The organism is Bifidobacterium moukalabense DSM 27321 (genome assembly GCF_000522505.1).
Lineage (GTDB): Bacteria > Actinomycetota > Actinomycetes > Actinomycetales > Bifidobacteriaceae > Bifidobacterium > Bifidobacterium moukalabense.
On the sequence record NZ_AZMV01000007.1, the window covers coordinates 295,912 to 313,229 of the forward strand.

Genomic DNA, 17,318 nt, shown 5'->3' on the forward strand with positions numbered 1-17,318 from the left:
CGTGTATGGGGCCGGGCGTATGGGACCGTACGGCCGTCCGCCGGCCGGCGGACGACGCAATGTTCAATCGGCGGTCAGCACGAACAGCCGTGACGAAAAATCGGTGGTGACGCCCAGCGGGTTCACGTCGTCCATCTGCCCGCAGGAGGCATCGGAATCGACCATGCCGATGCGCATGAGCTCGGCGCCGGTGAACGACCTGCCGGCGATGCCGGAGGCGCCGGTGCAATCCACCCTGTACGTCAGTGCCGCGTCCAGTCCGCGCAACGCAAGCCTTGTGAACGCACCGTTCGGCGTGATCAGCAGACGGTAATCGCCGACGATTGCGGTATGGCGGTCGCGGGAAACCACCATCCAGGCGGCCCTCTCGTTGCCGTATGGCGCGACCAATCGGTAGAAATCGCCGGTATGCAAGAGGTCGCGGTACCGCTTGAACCATGCGACCTGCCTGCGCACCTCATACAGTTCGGCGGCCGACAGCCGCCCCAGATCAAGCTCATAACCGAACGTGCCGAATGCGGCGACGTTCGCGCGCGTGGCAAGCGGCGCCGAACGCAGCGTCTGATGGTTCGGCGTGATCGACACATGCGCGCCCATCGTGCCCAGCGGGTAGAACATGCTCGTACCGTACTGGATCTTCAGCCGTTCGATGGCGTCCGAATCGTCCGAGCACCAGATTTGCGGCGTATAGAACAGCATGCCCATGTCGAACCGTCCGCCACCCGACGCGCAGCCTTCGATGATGAGCTCCGGGAAGGCGGCGAGCAGCCGCTCCAGCAGGTCGTAGACGCCCAGAATGTAGCGATGACACGCCTCGCCCTGATGCTCCGCGCCGCGGGACAGGTCGTAGCCCTCCGATACGAAACGGTTCATATCCCACTTGATGTATGAGATGTTCGCGGAATGCAGCAATGCGCTCATCTGCTCGAAGATATTGTCGACCACCGCACGATCCGCAAAATTCAGCAGATACTCGTTACGGCCATGGCTGGGCGTGCGGCCGGGGGTGCGAATCGCCCAATCCGGGTGCGCACGGTACAGGTCGGAATCCGCGTTCACCGCCTCCGGCTCGAACCACAGACCGAAGCGCATGCCCAGATCGTTGACGCGGCGGGCCAGCGAGGCCAGTCCGTTCGGCAGACGCCGCGGGTTCGGCCGCCAATCGCCAAGCCCTGCGGTGTCGTCGTTGCGTGCGCCGAACCAGCCGTCATCCAACACGAACAGTTCGATGCCGGCATCCCGTGCGGTCCGTGCGATGCCGACCAGCCTGTCCTCGTCGAAATCGAAATACGTCGCCTCCCAATTGTTGATGAGTATCGGCCGCTCGCGTCGCTTCCAGGGCCCGCGCACGATATGCTCCGACACCATGCGGTGAAAGGCGTGGCTCAGGCCGGTCAGGCCTTCCGATGAGAACGCGAGCAGCGCCTCCGGCGACTGGAACGTCTCACCCGGCGCAAGCCGCCAGGCGAAGCCGAAATCGTTGATGCCCACCTGCACACGCGTCACATCGAACGTATCCACCTCGGCGTGCAGGTCGAAATTTCCCGAATATTCGAAGGCCACGCCGATCGCCTCGCCCTGCGCCTCCGTGGTGGCCGGGCGCGCGAACACCGCGCACGGGTTGAGAAAATGCCCGCTCGCATTACGCAATGATTCGATCTGCTGCACGCCGTAGTGCAACGGCTGCGTGTGCGGATGGCGCTCGCGGGCCCACGCGCCGGCGAATTCGGTCATCGTGTAGTCGCGGTCGGGCAGGTCGAGGTTGAGGCTCATCACGCGTTCGAGACTGACCGGCTCGCTTCCGCCGTTCGTCACACGCACGCTGCGTGCGATGACCGGCTGATTGCGGAAGACCGCGTACTGCAGGGTCACCGTAAGGCCCGTCGGTCGGTCGATGAGGTCGATTTCCAGCGTGGCCGCCTCGTCGTTATGCTCCACGTACGTCGCCGGCAGTCCCGTAAGACGCGGTTTGCCGGCGATGATGCGATAGCCGCCCCCGTACGTCAGGTCGGTGAGGGTCGATCCGTTGCCCTGCCGGACCTCCAGCGCCGGCCGCCGATAGTCGCCGCCGCCGTATTCGGGGAATTCCTGACGCATCCTTTCCAGCGTGTAGGTGAGGTTCCCGGGAATGCGGCATGTGGTGGTGGGCGAATGCGTCACCTCCGTCAGATAGCTGAAATCCTCGCGATCCGGTACGGCCGCGCCGAAATGCAGGTTGATGAGTTTGCCCTGCCCGTCGGCGTGGAAGATGTAGCTGATCCGCCCGTTGGTCAGGTGGAACTGCCGGCTGCTCTCGTGCACGATGATGGCGGCGGTGTCGTCGGTCATGATGGCCTCGCTGGTCTGGTTGCTGATGGTCGGTCGGAGGCCAAGTGTAGGCGGTTCGCGCATGCGATGCCGTGCCGAAAACCGGCGGTTTGTGCGCTGTCCATGACGATTTGTGGCGGGGTGCGTCACGTTGGTGCCGGGCGTCCCGCGAGTCGAGCGTGACGGTTGGAAAACGGACTGTGCCCGGGGCGTATCGTGTCGTAAGAAATCGGTAGCCTAGTGGCATTACGCGGAAGGATGTTGCTATGGCATTGGCACTGTACAGAAGATATCGCCCCGATACGTTCGACGGGGTGATCGGGCAGGATCAGGTCACCGTTCCGCTTATGCGCGCGCTTGACGAAGGCAAGCTGACGCACGCCTACCTTTTCTCCGGACCGCGCGGCTGCGGCAAGACCTCATCCGCGCGTATCCTGGCCCGCTGCGTGAACTGCGCCAAGGGACCGACCTCGCATCCGTGCGGCGAATGCGAGAGCTGCCGCGATCTGGCCACCGGCGGCCCCGGTTCCATCGACGTGGTCGAAATCGACGCGGCCTCGCACAACGGCGTGGACGACGCCCGCGAACTGCGCGAGCGCGCCGGCTTCGCCCCGGCCCGCGACCGATACAAGATCTTCATCCTCGACGAGGCCCACATGGTCACGCCGCAAGGCTTCAACGCGCTGCTCAAAATCGTGGAGGAGCCGCCGGAGCACGTCATGTTCATCTTCGCCACCACCGAGCCCGATAAGGTGATCGGCACCATCCGCTCGCGCACCCACCACTATCCGTTCCGCCTGGTGCCGCAGGAGGTCATGGGTCCCTATCTGGAGCGAATCTGCGGCGACGAGCATATCGAGGCCGAACCGGGCGTGCTGCGATTGGCCATGCGTGCCGGCGGCGGCTCCGTACGCGATACGCTGTCCGTGCTCGACCAGCTCATGGTCGGCTCCGTGGATGGTGTGATTCCCTACGATTCCGCCGTGGCGCTGCTCGGCTTCACGCCGGAGGCGCTGATCGGCGAGGCGGTTGACGCCGTGATCGACAGGAACGGCGAAGCATTGTATGGCGTGGTGCAGAAGGTCGTGGTCGGAGGATTCGATCCCCGTCGTTTCGTTGAGGATCTACTCGCCCGTGTACGTGACCTGCTGGTGCTCACGTTGGGCGGGGAGCGTGCGGAAAGCGTGCTCTCCGACGACTCCGCAGCCGAAGACATGGGCGATCTGCGCCGTCAGGCCTCCGCGTTGGGCCTGGCCGCGCTGACGACGATGGCCGACACCATCAACGCCACATTGGGCGGCATGACCGGGGCCATTTCGCCGCGTATGCGTCTGGAACTGTTGGCCGCGCGTCTGCTGGCCGGGCGTGAACGCAACGGTATGGCCGGTCCGGGCGATGATTCCGCAGCCAATGCGGGCATGCCGATCGCCGAATCCTCCGACACGGCGCAGCCGTCCGGCGGCTCCGCACGGCGCGGTATGGCCGGATCGCGCCATCGTCCGGCACCATCCTCACAACCATCCCAGCCTGCGCAAAGTGCGCCCCAGCAAGCCGTGCAGGCTTCCACGGCACCGAAGAGCCCTGCGGATGCCGTGACTTCCGACATGGCGTCCACCATGGCCGCCTTCGAGCAGGCCATGAACGCGCCGCTGGCAGACGGGGGATCGCAGGAAGGCGTGGCGCAATCGCAAACGGCTGCGCCCCGACAGGCAGCCGACGATCGCACGCCCGATCAGAAGTGGGACGCCCTGGTGGCAGGCCTGCCGGATGATGTGCGGCGGTACATCAATCGTGAGAAGGTGCCGCGCATCATGCTCGAAGAGCAGGCCCAAGGCGGCCCCAAACTGTGGATCAAATTCGACAGGTCCCTGAGCAAGTACGCCTTCGCCAAGGCCGTCGCCTCCGAATCGGTGGACGGCACCAACAACGTGGTGGGCATCGTGCGCGCCGAAGTGCGCAAGGTGTTCGGACCCAACGTCACGCTTGCGCCGGCCAAGAAGCTGGCCGACGGGGAAGTGGCCGTGCCGTGGAGCAGGCTCAGCCCCGAAGAGCAGCGCAAGATCAATGCGCAGCTCGTGCAGGAACAGCTCAAGACCGCGACCCTGCTGACGCAGAATCTGGGATCCGATCCCGCCTCCGGCAAGGAGCCGGAAGGCGGCGAAAAGACCGAACCCGCCGCGGATCCCGCGGACGGAGAGACTCACCGAGGCGATTCCGCCGGCGCTTCGGCGGACGCCGATCCATGGGGCATTCCGGCGCAGTCCGACACAGCGGCCGACGCCGATCCGTGGGGTACGCCCGCGCAGCCTGCGGCAGCGGCGAACGTCAACGATGTGAAGGCTCCGGAACAGCACCGGAAGCATGTCGCCGTGCCGGATATCAGCGACGACGTGGATCCATGGGCCTCGCCGGCACCTGCGCCGCAGTCACGGGATGACGATGATCCGTGGAACCAGCCGTTGCCGCAGCCGGCGCAGGAGGATCCGTGGGGTGCGGCCGAATCGTCGCAGCAATCTCAATCCCAGCCATCCCGACCGCAGCCGGCGCGACAGCATCGCGATCCACGCCATGAAGCGGCCGCGCAAGCCGCACCGTCCGCCGACGATCCGTGGAATCAGCGGTTCGCCACTCCGGAACCGGTGAAGCCGCAGGTCGCCGCGGAAGATGACGAATATTCGATGAACGACGAGTCATTGGGCACTGCGACCGCACTGAGCGTGGACGAGCTGAGCCGTATCTTCGAAGTCAAGAAGATCGAGGACTTCACGGCGGACGATCCGAAGAACCCACGTAACATGCAGACGAAGAAAAGCCTTGACGACTAGTCACACAACCACTGAAAGGTAACGATTTTCATGGCATTGGCCTATGACGGCGCCATCCAGCGCCTCATCGACGCGTTCGCGCATCTGCCCGGCATCGGGCCGAAAGGCGCGCAGCGCATCGCCTTCTACATGCTCAACGCCTCCGACGAGGAATCGCAGGGTCTGATCGACGCCATCACCGAAGTCAAGGAGAAGGTGCGGTTCTGCGAGATCTGCGGCAACGTGTGCGAAACCAGCCCCTGCCCGGTGTGTGTGGATCCTCGTCGCGACCACGGTGTGATCTGTGTGGTGGAGGAGCCGAAGGACGTGATGAGCGTCGAACGCACGCGCGAATACCGCGGACTGTACCATGTGCTCGGCGGGGCGATCAATCCGATGGCGAACGTGCAGCCGGGCGACCTGAACATCGCCAAGCTCATCGAACGGTTGAAGGACAGCGAAGTCAAGGAGGTGATCCTCGCGCTCAATCCGAATGTGGAGGGCGAGGCCACCACCAGCTTCCTTGCGCAGCTGCTTTCGCAGACCGACATCAAGGTGACGCGTCTGGCCAGCGGCCTGCCGGTGGGCGGCGATCTCGAGTACGCCGACGAAATCACCCTGGGGCGCGCCCTTGCGGGCCGCCGTAACGTCTGATACCGCGCGTCACCCTTGGTGAAGGCGAAATACGGACCGGAAGGGGACCGTTCAGGGAGCCCCCGGAATTCCGCATGCTGGGCGTGGAGGGGCTTGACAAATCGGAATTCTCATATAATCGTGCCACTTGCCTAGAATCACAAGCAGGCAACACACTGAGAAGATTGGATAGTTGTGGCTCTTATCGTGCAGAAGTATGGCGGTTCCTCCGTGGCCGACCCGGAATCGATCAAGCGCGTAGCCCGACGCATCATCGAAACGAAGAACGCCGGTAACGATGTGGCCGTCGTGGTCTCCGCCATGGGCGACACCACCGACGACCTGATCGACCAGGCGCTCAGCATCGACTCCAACCCGCCGGCGCGCGAGATGGATATGCTGATGACCGCAGGCGAGCGTATTTCGATGAGTTTGCTCGCGATGGCGATTCATGCGGCCGGCTCACATGCATATTCCTTCACCGGTTCCCAGGCCGGTTTCATGACCGATGCCCAATTCGGCACCGCACACATCAAGGCCGTGAAACCCGATCGTGTGCGCCGTGCGCTCGGCCTCGGCTCCGTGGCCATCGTGGCCGGCTTCCAGGGCGTGAACGAGGGCGGCGACGCCACCACGCTCGGCCGTGGCGGTTCCGATACGTCCGCGGTGGCGCTGGCGGTGGCGCTGGAGGCCGACGTGTGCGAGATCTACACCGATGTCGACGGCGTCTTCACCGCCGACCCGCGCATCGTTCCGACCGCCCGCCGCATTCCGGTCATCGACTACGAGTCGATGCTGGAGATGTCGTCCTGCGGTTCCAAGGTGCTTGCCCTGCGCTGCGTGGAATACGCACAGCGCTTCAACATGCCGTTGCACGTGCGCAGCTCCTTCTCGCACCGTCGTGGCACGCTGATCGTGCCGGAAGGCGTCGATCCGCGCAACCTGCCGAACATCTGAACATCGAAATCATCTGAGTCAAAGGTAAGAACAATGAGCGAAAACAACAAGTCCTTGGGCGACCTGTTCCCCGACCTGGGGCCGGAAGTGCCGATCATCTCCGGTGTCGCGCATGACAGCACCGAGTCGCTGGCCACCGTGCGTCGCGTGCCGAACGAGCCGGGCATGGCCGCCAAGGTGTTCACCATGCTGGCCGAGGCCGGTGTGAACGTCGACATGATCGTGCAGGCCTCCGCCTCCACCGGCACCGCCGATATCTCCTTCACCGTGCCGGGCACCGCTGCGGCCAAGGTACAGGAGGTGCTGCAGGAGAAGCAGGACGAGTTGGGCTACCAGTCCTTCGACATCGACGCCAATGTGGGCAAGGTCGCCGTGGTGGGCGTGGGCATGAAGACCCATTCCGGCCTGGCCGCCAAGTTCTTCAATGCACTGAGCGACAAGGGCGTGAACGTGCTGATGATCTCCACATCCGAAATCCGCATCGCGGCGCTCGTGCCGCTCGAGCAGCTCAATGACGCCGTCAAGGCACTGCATACCGCCTACGGTCTGGATTCCGATCAGGTGGAGGCCGTGGTCTACGGCGGCACCGGCCGCTGAGCCGGGTGGATCCCGCGACCTTTGCGGGTACGGCGGCTTCCTTGGTCTTCCAAGCCTCGTGATAAGGCGGGTTTTCGTGCACGATGTACGAAAACCCGCCTTATTTGCGAATCGTGTTTTGGAGTTCCGCCACAAATACCCCCTTGACCCTTCCGGATGGCCATCCTGGAGGGGCATTGCAATTTTAGGGGGTATGAAGATTGGGCGAATCGGTCTCGGACCATCATGCCGATCACACACGATTCTCCAGAAAAACTCATCTCGCGAATCATGTATCGCACGCATACGCCAAGGCATCGTCCGAACATGCGACTGGGGGGTTCCTACCGGATGCGTCCGATAGGAACCCCCAGTCGTCATTGCCGCCGGCCACTCATCGGCAGGGGCGAGGCCGTGGAATCACTTCTTGGTGATGTAGCCGAGCGCCTTGAGCATCTCGGCGCTTTCCAACGCGCCTCCGGCTGCGCCGCGCAAGGTGTTGTGCGCCAGTCCCACGAACTTCCAATCGAAGATGGAATCCTCGCGCAGACGACCAATGGAGATACCCATGCCACCTTCGTAGTCCACATCCTTCCTGACCTGCGGGCGATCGTCCTCGGTCAGGTACTGGATGAACTGCTTCGGGGCATGCGGCAGGCCAAGCTCGGCGGCCTTGCTGGTGTAGTTCACCAAGCGGTCGATAAGCTCTTCCTTGGTCGGATTCTTGCCGAAGTTGATGAACACGGTGGCGGTGTGGCCGTTGAGCACAGGCACGCGGATGCACTGCGAGGTGATGCGCAGCGGACCGTCGAACGGCACGATCTCGCCCTTTTCATCGTCCACATGACCGAAGACCTTGAGCGGCTCCTTCTCGGATTTCGCCTCTTCTCCGGAGATGAACGGAATGATGTTGCCCAGCATTTCCGGCCAGTCATTAAACGTCTTGCCCGCGCCGGAGATGGCCTGATAGGTGCTCACGATGACCTCGTGCGGCTCGAACTCCTGCCACGCGGCGAGCGCCGGCGTGTAGGCCTGGATGGAGCAGTTCGGCTTGACCGCGATGAAGCCATGCTTGGTGCCCAGACGCCTGCGCTGGTGTTCGATCACCTCGTAATGCTCCGGATTGATTTCCGGCACGACCATCGGCACGTCAGGGGTCCAGCGGTGGGCGCTGTTGTTGGACACGACCGGAGTCTCGGTCTTCGCGTACTCCTCTTCGATCGCGCGGATCTCGTCCTTCGGCATGTTCACCGCGGAGAACACGAAATCGACGTCCTTGACCACATTCTCGACGTCGGCCACGTTCCTGACGACCATGTTCCTGACGAACTCGGGCATCGGGGTTTCCATCTTCCAGCGACCGCCGATGGCCTCCTCGTAGGTCTTGCCGGCGCTGTGCGCAGATGCGGCAAGGGTGACCAATTCGAACCACGGATGGTTCTCGAGCAGCGTAACGAAGCGCTGTCCGACCATGCCCGTAGCGCCGAGAATGCCGACCTTAATCTTTTCGGACATAACAACCTCTCGCTTATTGCTGGATGGTTTTTCGTATTGATGTACGCCCGGGCCGGCCATTCGGCCCAATCGACCCCGTGGGCGGCCACACGCGTTGTTCAATCTTACGAAATCACCGGAACAACACCCTTTTGCCTTCCGCATGCTGGTCCGGCGTTCGGTTTGCCCGCTCGCGTGCCCTGCGTACACTGGAAAGCATGTCGAAAGCATCAGAAGAAGCGCAGAAGCAGCTGGATCGAATCGTGGCATTGGGCTACCCGGACGTGGCCGACATGTCCGCGGGCGCGTTCCGTGCGCTGGCGCGCCCGCTCATCCGTGCGCTGGAGGATTCCGATCTGGGCGCCGACATTCTGCTGATTCCTACGCGCGAGCTGGTTTCACCCGAATCGTTGATCGCCCGTACATCGATCAACCGTATGGCCGGTTTCACCACCATGCCTCCGCGAGACATCGCCAGCTTCCTGCCCCAGGACGGTTTCGAGCCGCCGGAGGGGCCGTTCTATCTGGTGCTTGAGCCGCATACCGGCACCTGCTATATCAATCGTGAGCCGGACGTGGCGCGCAAGCTCATCGATTCCGATGAACGCCTGCCCCTCACGTTGGAGGAAGGCCTTGCAATCGCCACCCAGCACCCGGAATGGCTGTTGGAGAAGAACGGCTTCAATCTGCTCGGCTCGCGTAGCGCCGACGGCCGCGTACCCAGCATCTGGATGAGCCAGAACGCCCCGCGATTGGGCGCGGTCTGGCCGAACTCCCGCCATACCTGGCTAGGCAACGCCTACTGCGTGGCCCGTCGAGGCGTGAGTCTGTTCCGCTGATGGCTCCAAGCCGTTCAACAGGAGCGAGGGCATCCTCATGAACGTTCACACCGCGGCCAGATAGCATGCCAGGGTCATTGCGCATGGGGGATGAACGGTCCGCTACCGCCGAAACAGCTTGAACGCGGCATGGGCCAGCGCGGCGAGGCCCATCGAGCCCACGCCGATCAGGGTGGCCAGCACCTGCGGGCGGCGTAGCTCGTTGCGGATGCCGATGAGATCGGTTACGCAGTGGTCCTCGAAGAACACGCGTACCTCGTTGCTAGAGTAGCGGCCGACCAGATCGCCCCATGTGAGCATACGTGTCACATAGCCCTGGGGATTGCGTTCATTGAATTCGAACAGGCGGATGCCGCGCAGCCTTGACTTCGGGCCGTAGGACTCGAATCCGCAGGTCGGCGCATAGCCCAGGTCGATGTCGTGCACATGCCCGACGAATGCGTTCTTGTGATCATGCCCGCAGAACAGCGCGAAATAGCCGCCGGCCTCGCGCAAGGCCTGCACTTCGCCCACGTTCTCATCCGCACAGCCGATCGCCTCGCCGAGACGTGAACCTGGTCGGCATACGTCATGATTCAGTACATAGCAGTGCCCCGCAAACTCGCGCGCGCCCTCCACGGCGTTCGGCGTGTATGCCGGCACCTCTTTCAGGCAGTCGTAGAACTCCTGCGGCGGAATGTGCTGGAATGCGATAGCCGGCACTGCGCGACCGTCGCCGTTGCGGACCCCGAGCTCGTGCTGCACGGTTCGCAGCCATTCGATCGCCTCCGGCGATGGCGTGCCGTAGCCGTCGGAATCGGCCAGATCCCAGCCCCGGGAGTTTGAGGCGTATCTCGCGTATGAGGCGATTGATTCGTGGCCGATGCTTTCGGCGTCGGAGGGGTGCTCCGCGTAATCCCCGGAATTGACCATCATCACGCTCATCGCGATGCGTCCCGATCCGTCGGAGGCTTCGATGGGCAGCGCGAACGTGCCCGGCTCCAATGCCAGTGGGGAGGATCCGGCCAAAGGATTCAAGCATCCGGAAAATTCGCGATAGATGTCATCCTGATCGTCGGCGAGTACGCCGCATTGGAAATCATGATTGCCGTAGGTCGCCGCGAACGGGATTCGCTCTTCCAATGCGGGTCCCAGGAAGGCGGCGAAGGTGTCACGTACTTTCTGCCGGGCCTCTTCGAACAGTGTGCCCATGGTGGCGCTGTTGATGGATTGCGCCCACGATTCCAGTTTTGATTTCGTGCCGTTGCCGCTGCGTCTCACGAGCTTCGGCGAGTCCGTGCCGATGCCGTCGATGGTCCAGTTGTCGTCGACCGGTTGCGTGTTCAGCAGTGCCTTTGACAGCGGATGTCGTTTGACGCCTCGCAGCTTCGCCTCGAGTTCGGTCACCGCACGTACGTGCGTTCCCGGCTGTTCGCCGCGACGACGCAGGAACGTGTCGATATATGCCGGATCATATCCGCGGATCTGGTCGCCGGTGAGCACGATCAGGTCGGGATGCGCTTCGCGAATGGCGGCTTCGATGAGTCGAATCGTGTCTTTGTGCACGCTCGGACCATCCTGGATATCGGCCAGCTGCAGCACACGGAAGCTGCCGTCGCTGTTGAAACGCAGTGTCATGATGTTTACTGTAATGCGGCAAATCTGGATATGGGGTGAAAGTGGTTTCAAAATCGCTGTCATATCCCGAAATATCGATGATTTATGGGGTCCATTGCCGCTAGGATTAACCGCAGTGCGAAAAAGTTACACGCACGTAACAATCGAGCCGGCAAGGGGCCGGCGACATCAAAGATAAGGAGGAGTGATGGGTCAGGGTCAATCTTCAGTATTTGATCTCGCGGCAATCGCCGCGGCGTCCAACGGAGGGAACAATGACCCGCTGCTGCCTCCGGCGCGTTTCATTGGAGCTCCGCAAAAGCCCAGCAGGATGCCGTACAACAAGTACGTCGCATACGATAAGCAGGTGCCGTTTGATTTCCCGGAGCGTACGTGGCCGGGCAAGCGACTGCAGCGTGCACCGCGTTGGTGCTCCGTCGATCTTCGTGACGGCAACCAGGCCCTCGTCAACCCGATGGATTCCGAACGTAAGCTGCGTTTCTGGAATCTGCTCGTGTCGATGGGCTTCAAAGAGATCGAGGTCGGCTTCCCGTCGGCTTCCGAAACCGATTATGACTTCATCCGCATGCTCATCGAGCGTGAGCTCATTCCGGACGATGTGACCATCGTCGTGCTCACCCAGGCCCGCGAACATCTGATTCGCAAGACTTACGAATGCCTCAAGGGCGCCAAGCGCGCCGTCGTGCACTTCTACAATTCCGTATCCGTGCTGCAGCGCGAGGTCGTGTTCCGCAAGGACAAGGCCGGCATCAAGAAGCTCGCCACTGATGCGGCGGCCCTGTGCAAGGAGCTTGAAGGCGAGGCCGAGGGCATCGACCTGTACTACGAGTATTCCCCGGAATCCTTCACCGGCACCGAGCCGGAGTACGCCGTCGAGGTGTGCAATGCGGTGATCGACGTGATCAAGCCGACGCCGGAGCATCCGATGATCATCAACCTGCCGGCAACGGTGGAGATGACCACGCCGAACGTATTCGCCGACGAGGTGGAGTACGTATCCAACAATCTCGTGCCGCGCGACGCAGTGGTGCTTTCCCTGCATCCGCATAACGACGGGGGCATGGGCGTGGCCGCCACCGAGCTGGCCGTGCTGGCCGGCGCTGATCGCGTGGAGGGCTGCCTGCTCGGCAACGGCGAGCGTACCGGCAACGTCGATCTGGTCACTTTGGGCCTGAACTTCCTGACCCAGGGCATCGATCCGCAGATCGACTACTCCAACGTGCCGGAAATCCGCAAGACGGTCGAATACTGCAACCAGCTCAAGGTCTCCGAGCGTCACCCGTACGCCGGCAACTTCGTGTTCACCGCGTTCTCCGGCTCGCATCAGGACGCCATCAAGAAGGGTCTTGAGGCCCGTCAGGTGGCCGCCGACCGTGCCGGCGCCGATCTGGACAGCTTCGTGTGGCTCGTGCCGTACCTGCCGATCGATCCGAAGGACATCGGCCGCACCTACGAGGCCATCATCCGAGTGAACTCCCAGTCCGGCAAGGGCGGCATGGCCTACCTGCTCAAGGCCAATCACAACCTTGATCTGCCGAAGCGTCTGCAGGTCGAGTTCGACAGGGTCGTGCAGGCCTATGCCGATGAGACCAAGAAGGAAGTCAAGGACGAGGATATCTGGCGTCTGTTCAAGGACGAGTACCTGCCGGTTGAGGAGTCCGGCGCCACCGCCGCGGGTGTTGTGGTCGGTGACAGCAAGGACGAGTCCCTCGAGCAGTGGGGCCGCCTGAAGCTGCTCAAGGTGTCCGTCTCTTCCGGTGAGGATGGCTCCGACACCGTGCTCAAGGCCAGGATTCTCGACCGTGGCGTGAACGTCGGCGTAGACGAGCCGATCGAGCGTGAGGTCTCCGGCATGGGCAACGGCCCGATCGCCGCGTTCCTCAACGCCATCAGCAACTTTGGCATCACCGCCTCCATCATGGATTACGTGGAGCACACCATGTCCGTCGGCACCGACGCCATGGCCGCCTCCTACGTGGAATGCCAGATCGGCGAGGAGGATGACACGCAGATCGTGTGGGGTGTCGGCATCGACACCTCCATCGTGACCAGCTCGCTGAAGGCCATCATCTCGGCCATCAACCGTTCCGAGCGCTGAACTCTGGTGGGTATAAGGCCAGGCGGGGCTTAAAGCTCGTAATGTAGGCGGGGCTTCCGGAAACGCTCCGGAAGCCCCGCTGTTGTTGGCTGGCTTTGATTGTGGCCGGTTTGGTTCAGGGGATCAGACCTGTGAGCCCCATACGCATGTGTTGCCGCCGATTGCGGTGAACGTCATGACCGATTTGAGGTCGGTTTCGCGAGGTAGCTGGGCGAAGTTACCTTGGTATTCGGTGCCGTCGACGGTGATGATCATCTGGTTGGAGTCCTTGCTGAAGCTCCAGGTGCCGGTTTTGTCGCCGCTCACCTTGCCGCCGCTTTCCAGCTTGATGGTGATGGGCTCGTCGACGCCTTTGTACGGATACTTACTGTCTTTCGCGGTGCCGTTGACGCCTTGGAAGAATGTGGTCGGATCGTGTACCACGAATTCGTATTCACCGGTTAGCTGGCTTTCCTGATAGCCCTTGGCGTCGGCTTTCACTCCGGTGTATTCATATGGTGCGGCCACGAGCCAGCCGTCAGCGGTGGTAAGCAGTTCGCGTACGCGTACCTCATGCTCCTCATTGCGGTTGGAGAAGCGGGTGTGGTACACCACGTACGCGGTACCGTCTTCGTCCACGAACGCAGAGTTGTGCCCCTGTGCCACTTCGATGTTGGCGTTGTCGGTGCCGCTCCATTCCACTGAACCCATGAGCCTGATTCCGGTCTTGAGGGTCCAGTTGCTGCCGATGGTTTCGGTGGAGACCGCATTGTTGCCGTCTTCGTCCACGTATGGGCCGGTGATGTTTTTTGAGCGGAATTCGCGGATCTGATATCCGCCCTGCTGTTGTAGTGCGCCGTAGGAGACGAACAGGTACCAGTAGTCGCCCCGCTTTATGATGTAGGAACCTTCGCCGGAATTGCCGTGCCCGCCTGCGATTTTGATGCCGTAGTATTGATCGGTTTCGTCTTTGACGGTTTCGTAGGTGGTGGTGTAGTCGCGAAGGCCGGTCGATACGTCGAGTTTCAGCGCCCACAGTCCGCCGAACCAGGAGCCGAAAGTCATCCAGAGACTGCCGTCGTCGTCATATTTGACACTTGGGTCGATGGCGTTGATCTCCGTATCCCCGGGGGAGAGGTAGCGTGTCGGCACTTCGCTACTGCCGAGCACCTTCGGTACATCGGTTTTGGTTACGGTGTCGTCTCGAAAACCGGAATAGACCACTGGTCCGACGAGTGTCCAATCCCCCTCAATCGTGTCGGCGGTGAGCAGCACGATCGCGGATTTGTAATTGATGCCGTTGACCGACATGTACATGCACCATTTCTTCATGGCTTTGTTGTAGATGACGTCCGGTGCCCACATGTTACCGGTCAGGTCGGAGTTAGCCGGTTGCTTGGGCCATTCCTCCCAGAAATCTCCGAGGATCTTCTTGTAATCGCTGCTCAGATTGTTGGTGAACGATTCCCAGTTTACTAGATCACTGCTTTTCAACCAGGCACGATGTGAGCCGAAGATGTAATATTTGCCGTCCGCTTCGACGATGGATGGGTCATGCGACGAGCCGCGTTTGATATCGGATACCTTATTCACGATTGGCTTCTCTCCAGAGTTGGTTCCTGAGCAGCCCGCTGCGGTGCCCAACAGCATTGCTGAAGCAATGATCGCCGCTGCGATTCTGCGGATTCTGAGGATCATTTTGGACTTTTCCCTTCCCGGCTTGACAATGATGTCGATTTGTACAACGTTGTAACATGCGTTATAGTACATCGTTGTAAATGAATTGTCTACTGAAGGGGCATCCCATGTCGGCCAACTATTCCCTGCTGTGCTACACGCGTGAAGCTACCGGTCGTGAAGAGGCGAATAACGAAGATATCGCCTACAGCATGCACCTTGCGCTGCGGTCCCACATCACCGGCCAGTGGGAGCCGCTGAACGAGAATTATGGCATTTTCTTCGCCGCAGGCATGCCGGTTTCCTGTGCGACGGCAAAATCCCGTCGTGCTTGCAGCGCGGCTTCGAACTTCGGCGTGGACCTGTTTGACGAATCATGTTCCGCCTCTGATGCTGTGGCCCATGGTGCGGTGATGCCGGGTCTTGATATCACGTTGAAGTCACTGCGCAATCCATTCCTGTTCCGTTTGAAAGATGGGAGTTTTGCGATTGCCGCAACTCGCATCGCCCGCGGAGGAGGGCCGGACGGGTCGGAAAGGTCGGCATTTCTATTGGCCGTCAGCCGCGACCTGACCTCTTTCATTCAGTTGGGGCTGGTGACATTGCATACGAGGAAGGGCGTCAATCGCCCGTCCGTCACGTTCGACGCGGTTACCGCGCGCTATGTAATCTCTTTTACGGGCGATGATGGCCGTTCGTATTCCGCGGTGACGGAGGATATCATCGCGGCCGTGCGTTCCGGTGAGCCGTTGGACATTATGGAGGACGTGCAAGTGACAGAGAGTCGCTCTCCCTACGATTGCGGCATTCCGAATGCCGTTCCGGGCAATGTCATCTCGATCACTGAGACTGAAGCCAAGCGCCTGATTGCGCGCTTTGGCCGTGTATATAATGTTGCAGCCACTGTGGCGCCGCAAAAAAATTAATGCCCGAACACGTGGCGAAGACGCCAGAAGCGCTGTCATGGCATTGACTCGTACTCGTGCCGAGCTTGCCTACAGTGACGGTTCCACCGCTACTCGCGTTGTGGACTGGAACCAAGAACAGTTTGAGTCCATTGCGGAGGAAGCCTCGAAAGGCAGACTGCACGCCGGCGAATCCCGCACGGTTGAAGGCAGGATCCGTCAGGCCGTCTACCCGGTGCCTTTCGCCGTGGAGCGTGCTGACCCGTCAATATTCGCATGGAATTTCAATGGCAGGCCAATGTTCATGTTCATCGCCACCGATGATACCGATGGCAATTGCATCGATCCGAATAATGGCGCCACCCATATGCCACTGCGCGTTGCCGATTCCATCGAGGAGCTCTCCGACGCAGAGGGCGGGCGAGACAGGGAGATTGACCTGCTCAAATGCGGCGACCTGAATTCCGAAGGCCGCGAGATGACCGGCTGCTTCTGGGCGCCGGAATTACATGTCATCGGTGGCAGGCTTTCGATTCTGTTCATGCCATGTTTCGATGGGGAGGCCACTAATCTGGATGGCGCACCGAACAATCGCGCCGACAAGCCGGACATGTGGACGGGTAGCTGCCACATCATGCAGCTCAGGCAGCATTCCGATGGCACGGATTTCGACCCACGCGAGCCGGAGAACTGGACTATTCCTCAGCCGATTTTGAACTCGGACGGCGGAATGCTCAACCCGATTCAGCGTATTTCGCTCGATATGACCGTCGTTGTCGATTCTGGGCGCTGGTACTACGCATGGCAACAGGTCGGCAGCATCTGGATCGCAAGCTTCGATCCGGCGAATCCGGCCAGGCTCACCAGTACGCCAGCGCAGATAATCGTGCCGGAGTTCGCTTGGGACAACATGATTGCCGAAGGCCCGAACGCTTTCATACGTGACGGCAAAATCTACCTGATTTACTCAGGATCACTGGTCGGCATCGACTACACGACCGGCTTGGTAACGGCTCCGGCGGGTCAAGGCGTCGACCTGACCGACCCTGCCAACTGGACAAAGCTTGACTATCCTTTGCAGAAATCCGGTCTGTATAACGGTCAGTGGCAGCTCGGTACAGGCCACGGCATGTGGTCTCACGACGAGGATGGCAACCTCATCTACGTGTTCCATAGCGCAGAGTATGAGAACGGCCGGTACGGTGGGCGAGACGCCCAGGTGCGCCGTGTGCACTGGTCCGTTGAAGGTATGCCGATTCTGGATATGCAGACTGCGGAAGAGCTCAATCCGGACTATGCTTGTATAACGATGCAAATCAACGTCTCCAACGCTGACTGATTCTGCCTGCTGCAAAGGCGCATCATTCGGCAGGTGAAGTGGCGGAGCGTATCTGGTGATGATTGCCCGTGAAAACGTTTGAAAGGGGAGGCC

10 protein-coding genes and 1 pseudogene are annotated in these 17,318 nt (G+C 61.3%); 7 read left to right on the forward strand and 4 right to left on the reverse strand.

From position 1 onward, the window contains the following. Positions 1–63: 63 nt before the first annotated feature. Entirely contained in the window at positions 64–2,391 is a 2,328-nt protein-coding gene (locus tag BMOU_RS07515; RefSeq protein WP_235143749.1) for an alpha-galactosidase, read from the reverse strand. Between the two features lie 182 nt (positions 2,392–2,573). Between BMOU_RS07515 and dnaX the strand changes: the two genes are divergently transcribed. The 4 genes from dnaX (at position 2,574) to BMOU_RS07535 (ending at position 7,298) form a co-directional block, all read left to right on the forward strand. Next, a complete protein-coding gene (gene dnaX / locus BMOU_RS07520; RefSeq protein WP_034876354.1) occupies positions 2,574–5,132 on the forward strand; it encodes a DNA polymerase III subunit gamma/tau in 2,559 nt (852 codons plus the stop codon). Positions 5,133–5,162: 30 nt separating this feature from the next. After that, positions 5,163–5,765: a recombination mediator RecR gene (gene recR / locus BMOU_RS07525; RefSeq protein ID WP_034876356.1), complete on the forward strand. Its 603-nt coding sequence runs from the start codon at positions 5,163–5,165 to the stop codon at positions 5,763–5,765. Positions 5,766–5,939: 174 nt separating this feature from the next. Next, complete coding sequence (locus BMOU_RS07530; protein ID WP_034876359.1) at positions 5,940–6,701, forward strand: aspartate kinase; 762 nt, start codon at positions 5,940–5,942, stop codon at positions 6,699–6,701. A 33-nt stretch (positions 6,702–6,734) separates the two neighbouring features. Then, positions 6,735–7,298, forward strand: coding sequence for an ACT domain-containing protein (locus tag BMOU_RS07535; RefSeq protein WP_034876362.1), 564 nt, complete (start codon positions 6,735–6,737; stop codon positions 7,296–7,298). Positions 7,299–7,697: 399 nt separating this feature from the next. Here BMOU_RS07535 and asd read toward each other — a convergent pair whose 3' ends face one another. Then, on the reverse strand, positions 7,698–8,792 hold the full coding sequence (gene asd / locus BMOU_RS07540) for an aspartate-semialdehyde dehydrogenase (protein WP_034876365.1): 1,095 nt from the start codon (positions 8,790–8,792) through the stop codon (positions 7,698–7,700). A 197-nt stretch (positions 8,793–8,989) separates the two neighbouring features. Between asd and BMOU_RS07545 the strand changes: the two genes are divergently transcribed. Further along, a complete protein-coding gene (locus BMOU_RS07545) occupies positions 8,990–9,610 on the forward strand; it encodes a DUF5701 family protein (RefSeq protein WP_034876367.1) in 621 nt (206 codons plus the stop codon). 102 nt (positions 9,611–9,712) lie between these two features. Here the strand turns inward: BMOU_RS07545 and BMOU_RS07550 are convergent, their stop codons facing one another. Next, positions 9,713–11,227, reverse strand: a complete 1,515-nt coding sequence (locus tag BMOU_RS07550) for a metallophosphoesterase family protein (protein ID WP_034876370.1) — start codon at positions 11,225–11,227, stop codon at positions 9,713–9,715. Positions 11,228–11,414: 187 nt separating this feature from the next. Here BMOU_RS07550 and leuA point away from each other — a divergent pair, with 187 nt between their 5' ends. Then, on the forward strand, positions 11,415–13,325 hold the full coding sequence (gene leuA / locus BMOU_RS07555; protein ID WP_034876373.1) for a 2-isopropylmalate synthase: 1,911 nt from the start codon (positions 11,415–11,417) through the stop codon (positions 13,323–13,325). A gap of 123 nt (positions 13,326–13,448) precedes the next feature. Here the strand turns inward: leuA and BMOU_RS07560 are convergent, their stop codons facing one another. Continuing rightward, positions 13,449–15,074 (reverse strand): glycoside hydrolase family 43 protein, encoded by a 1,626-nt coding sequence (locus BMOU_RS07560; RefSeq protein WP_034876376.1) that lies wholly within the window; start codon positions 15,072–15,074, stop codon positions 13,449–13,451. Positions 15,075–15,109: 35 nt separating this feature from the next. Between BMOU_RS07560 and BMOU_RS07565 the strand changes: the two are divergent. Next, positions 15,110–17,225: pseudogene (locus BMOU_RS07565) on the forward strand (family 43 glycosylhydrolase). Positions 17,226–17,318: the final 93 nt, after the last annotated feature.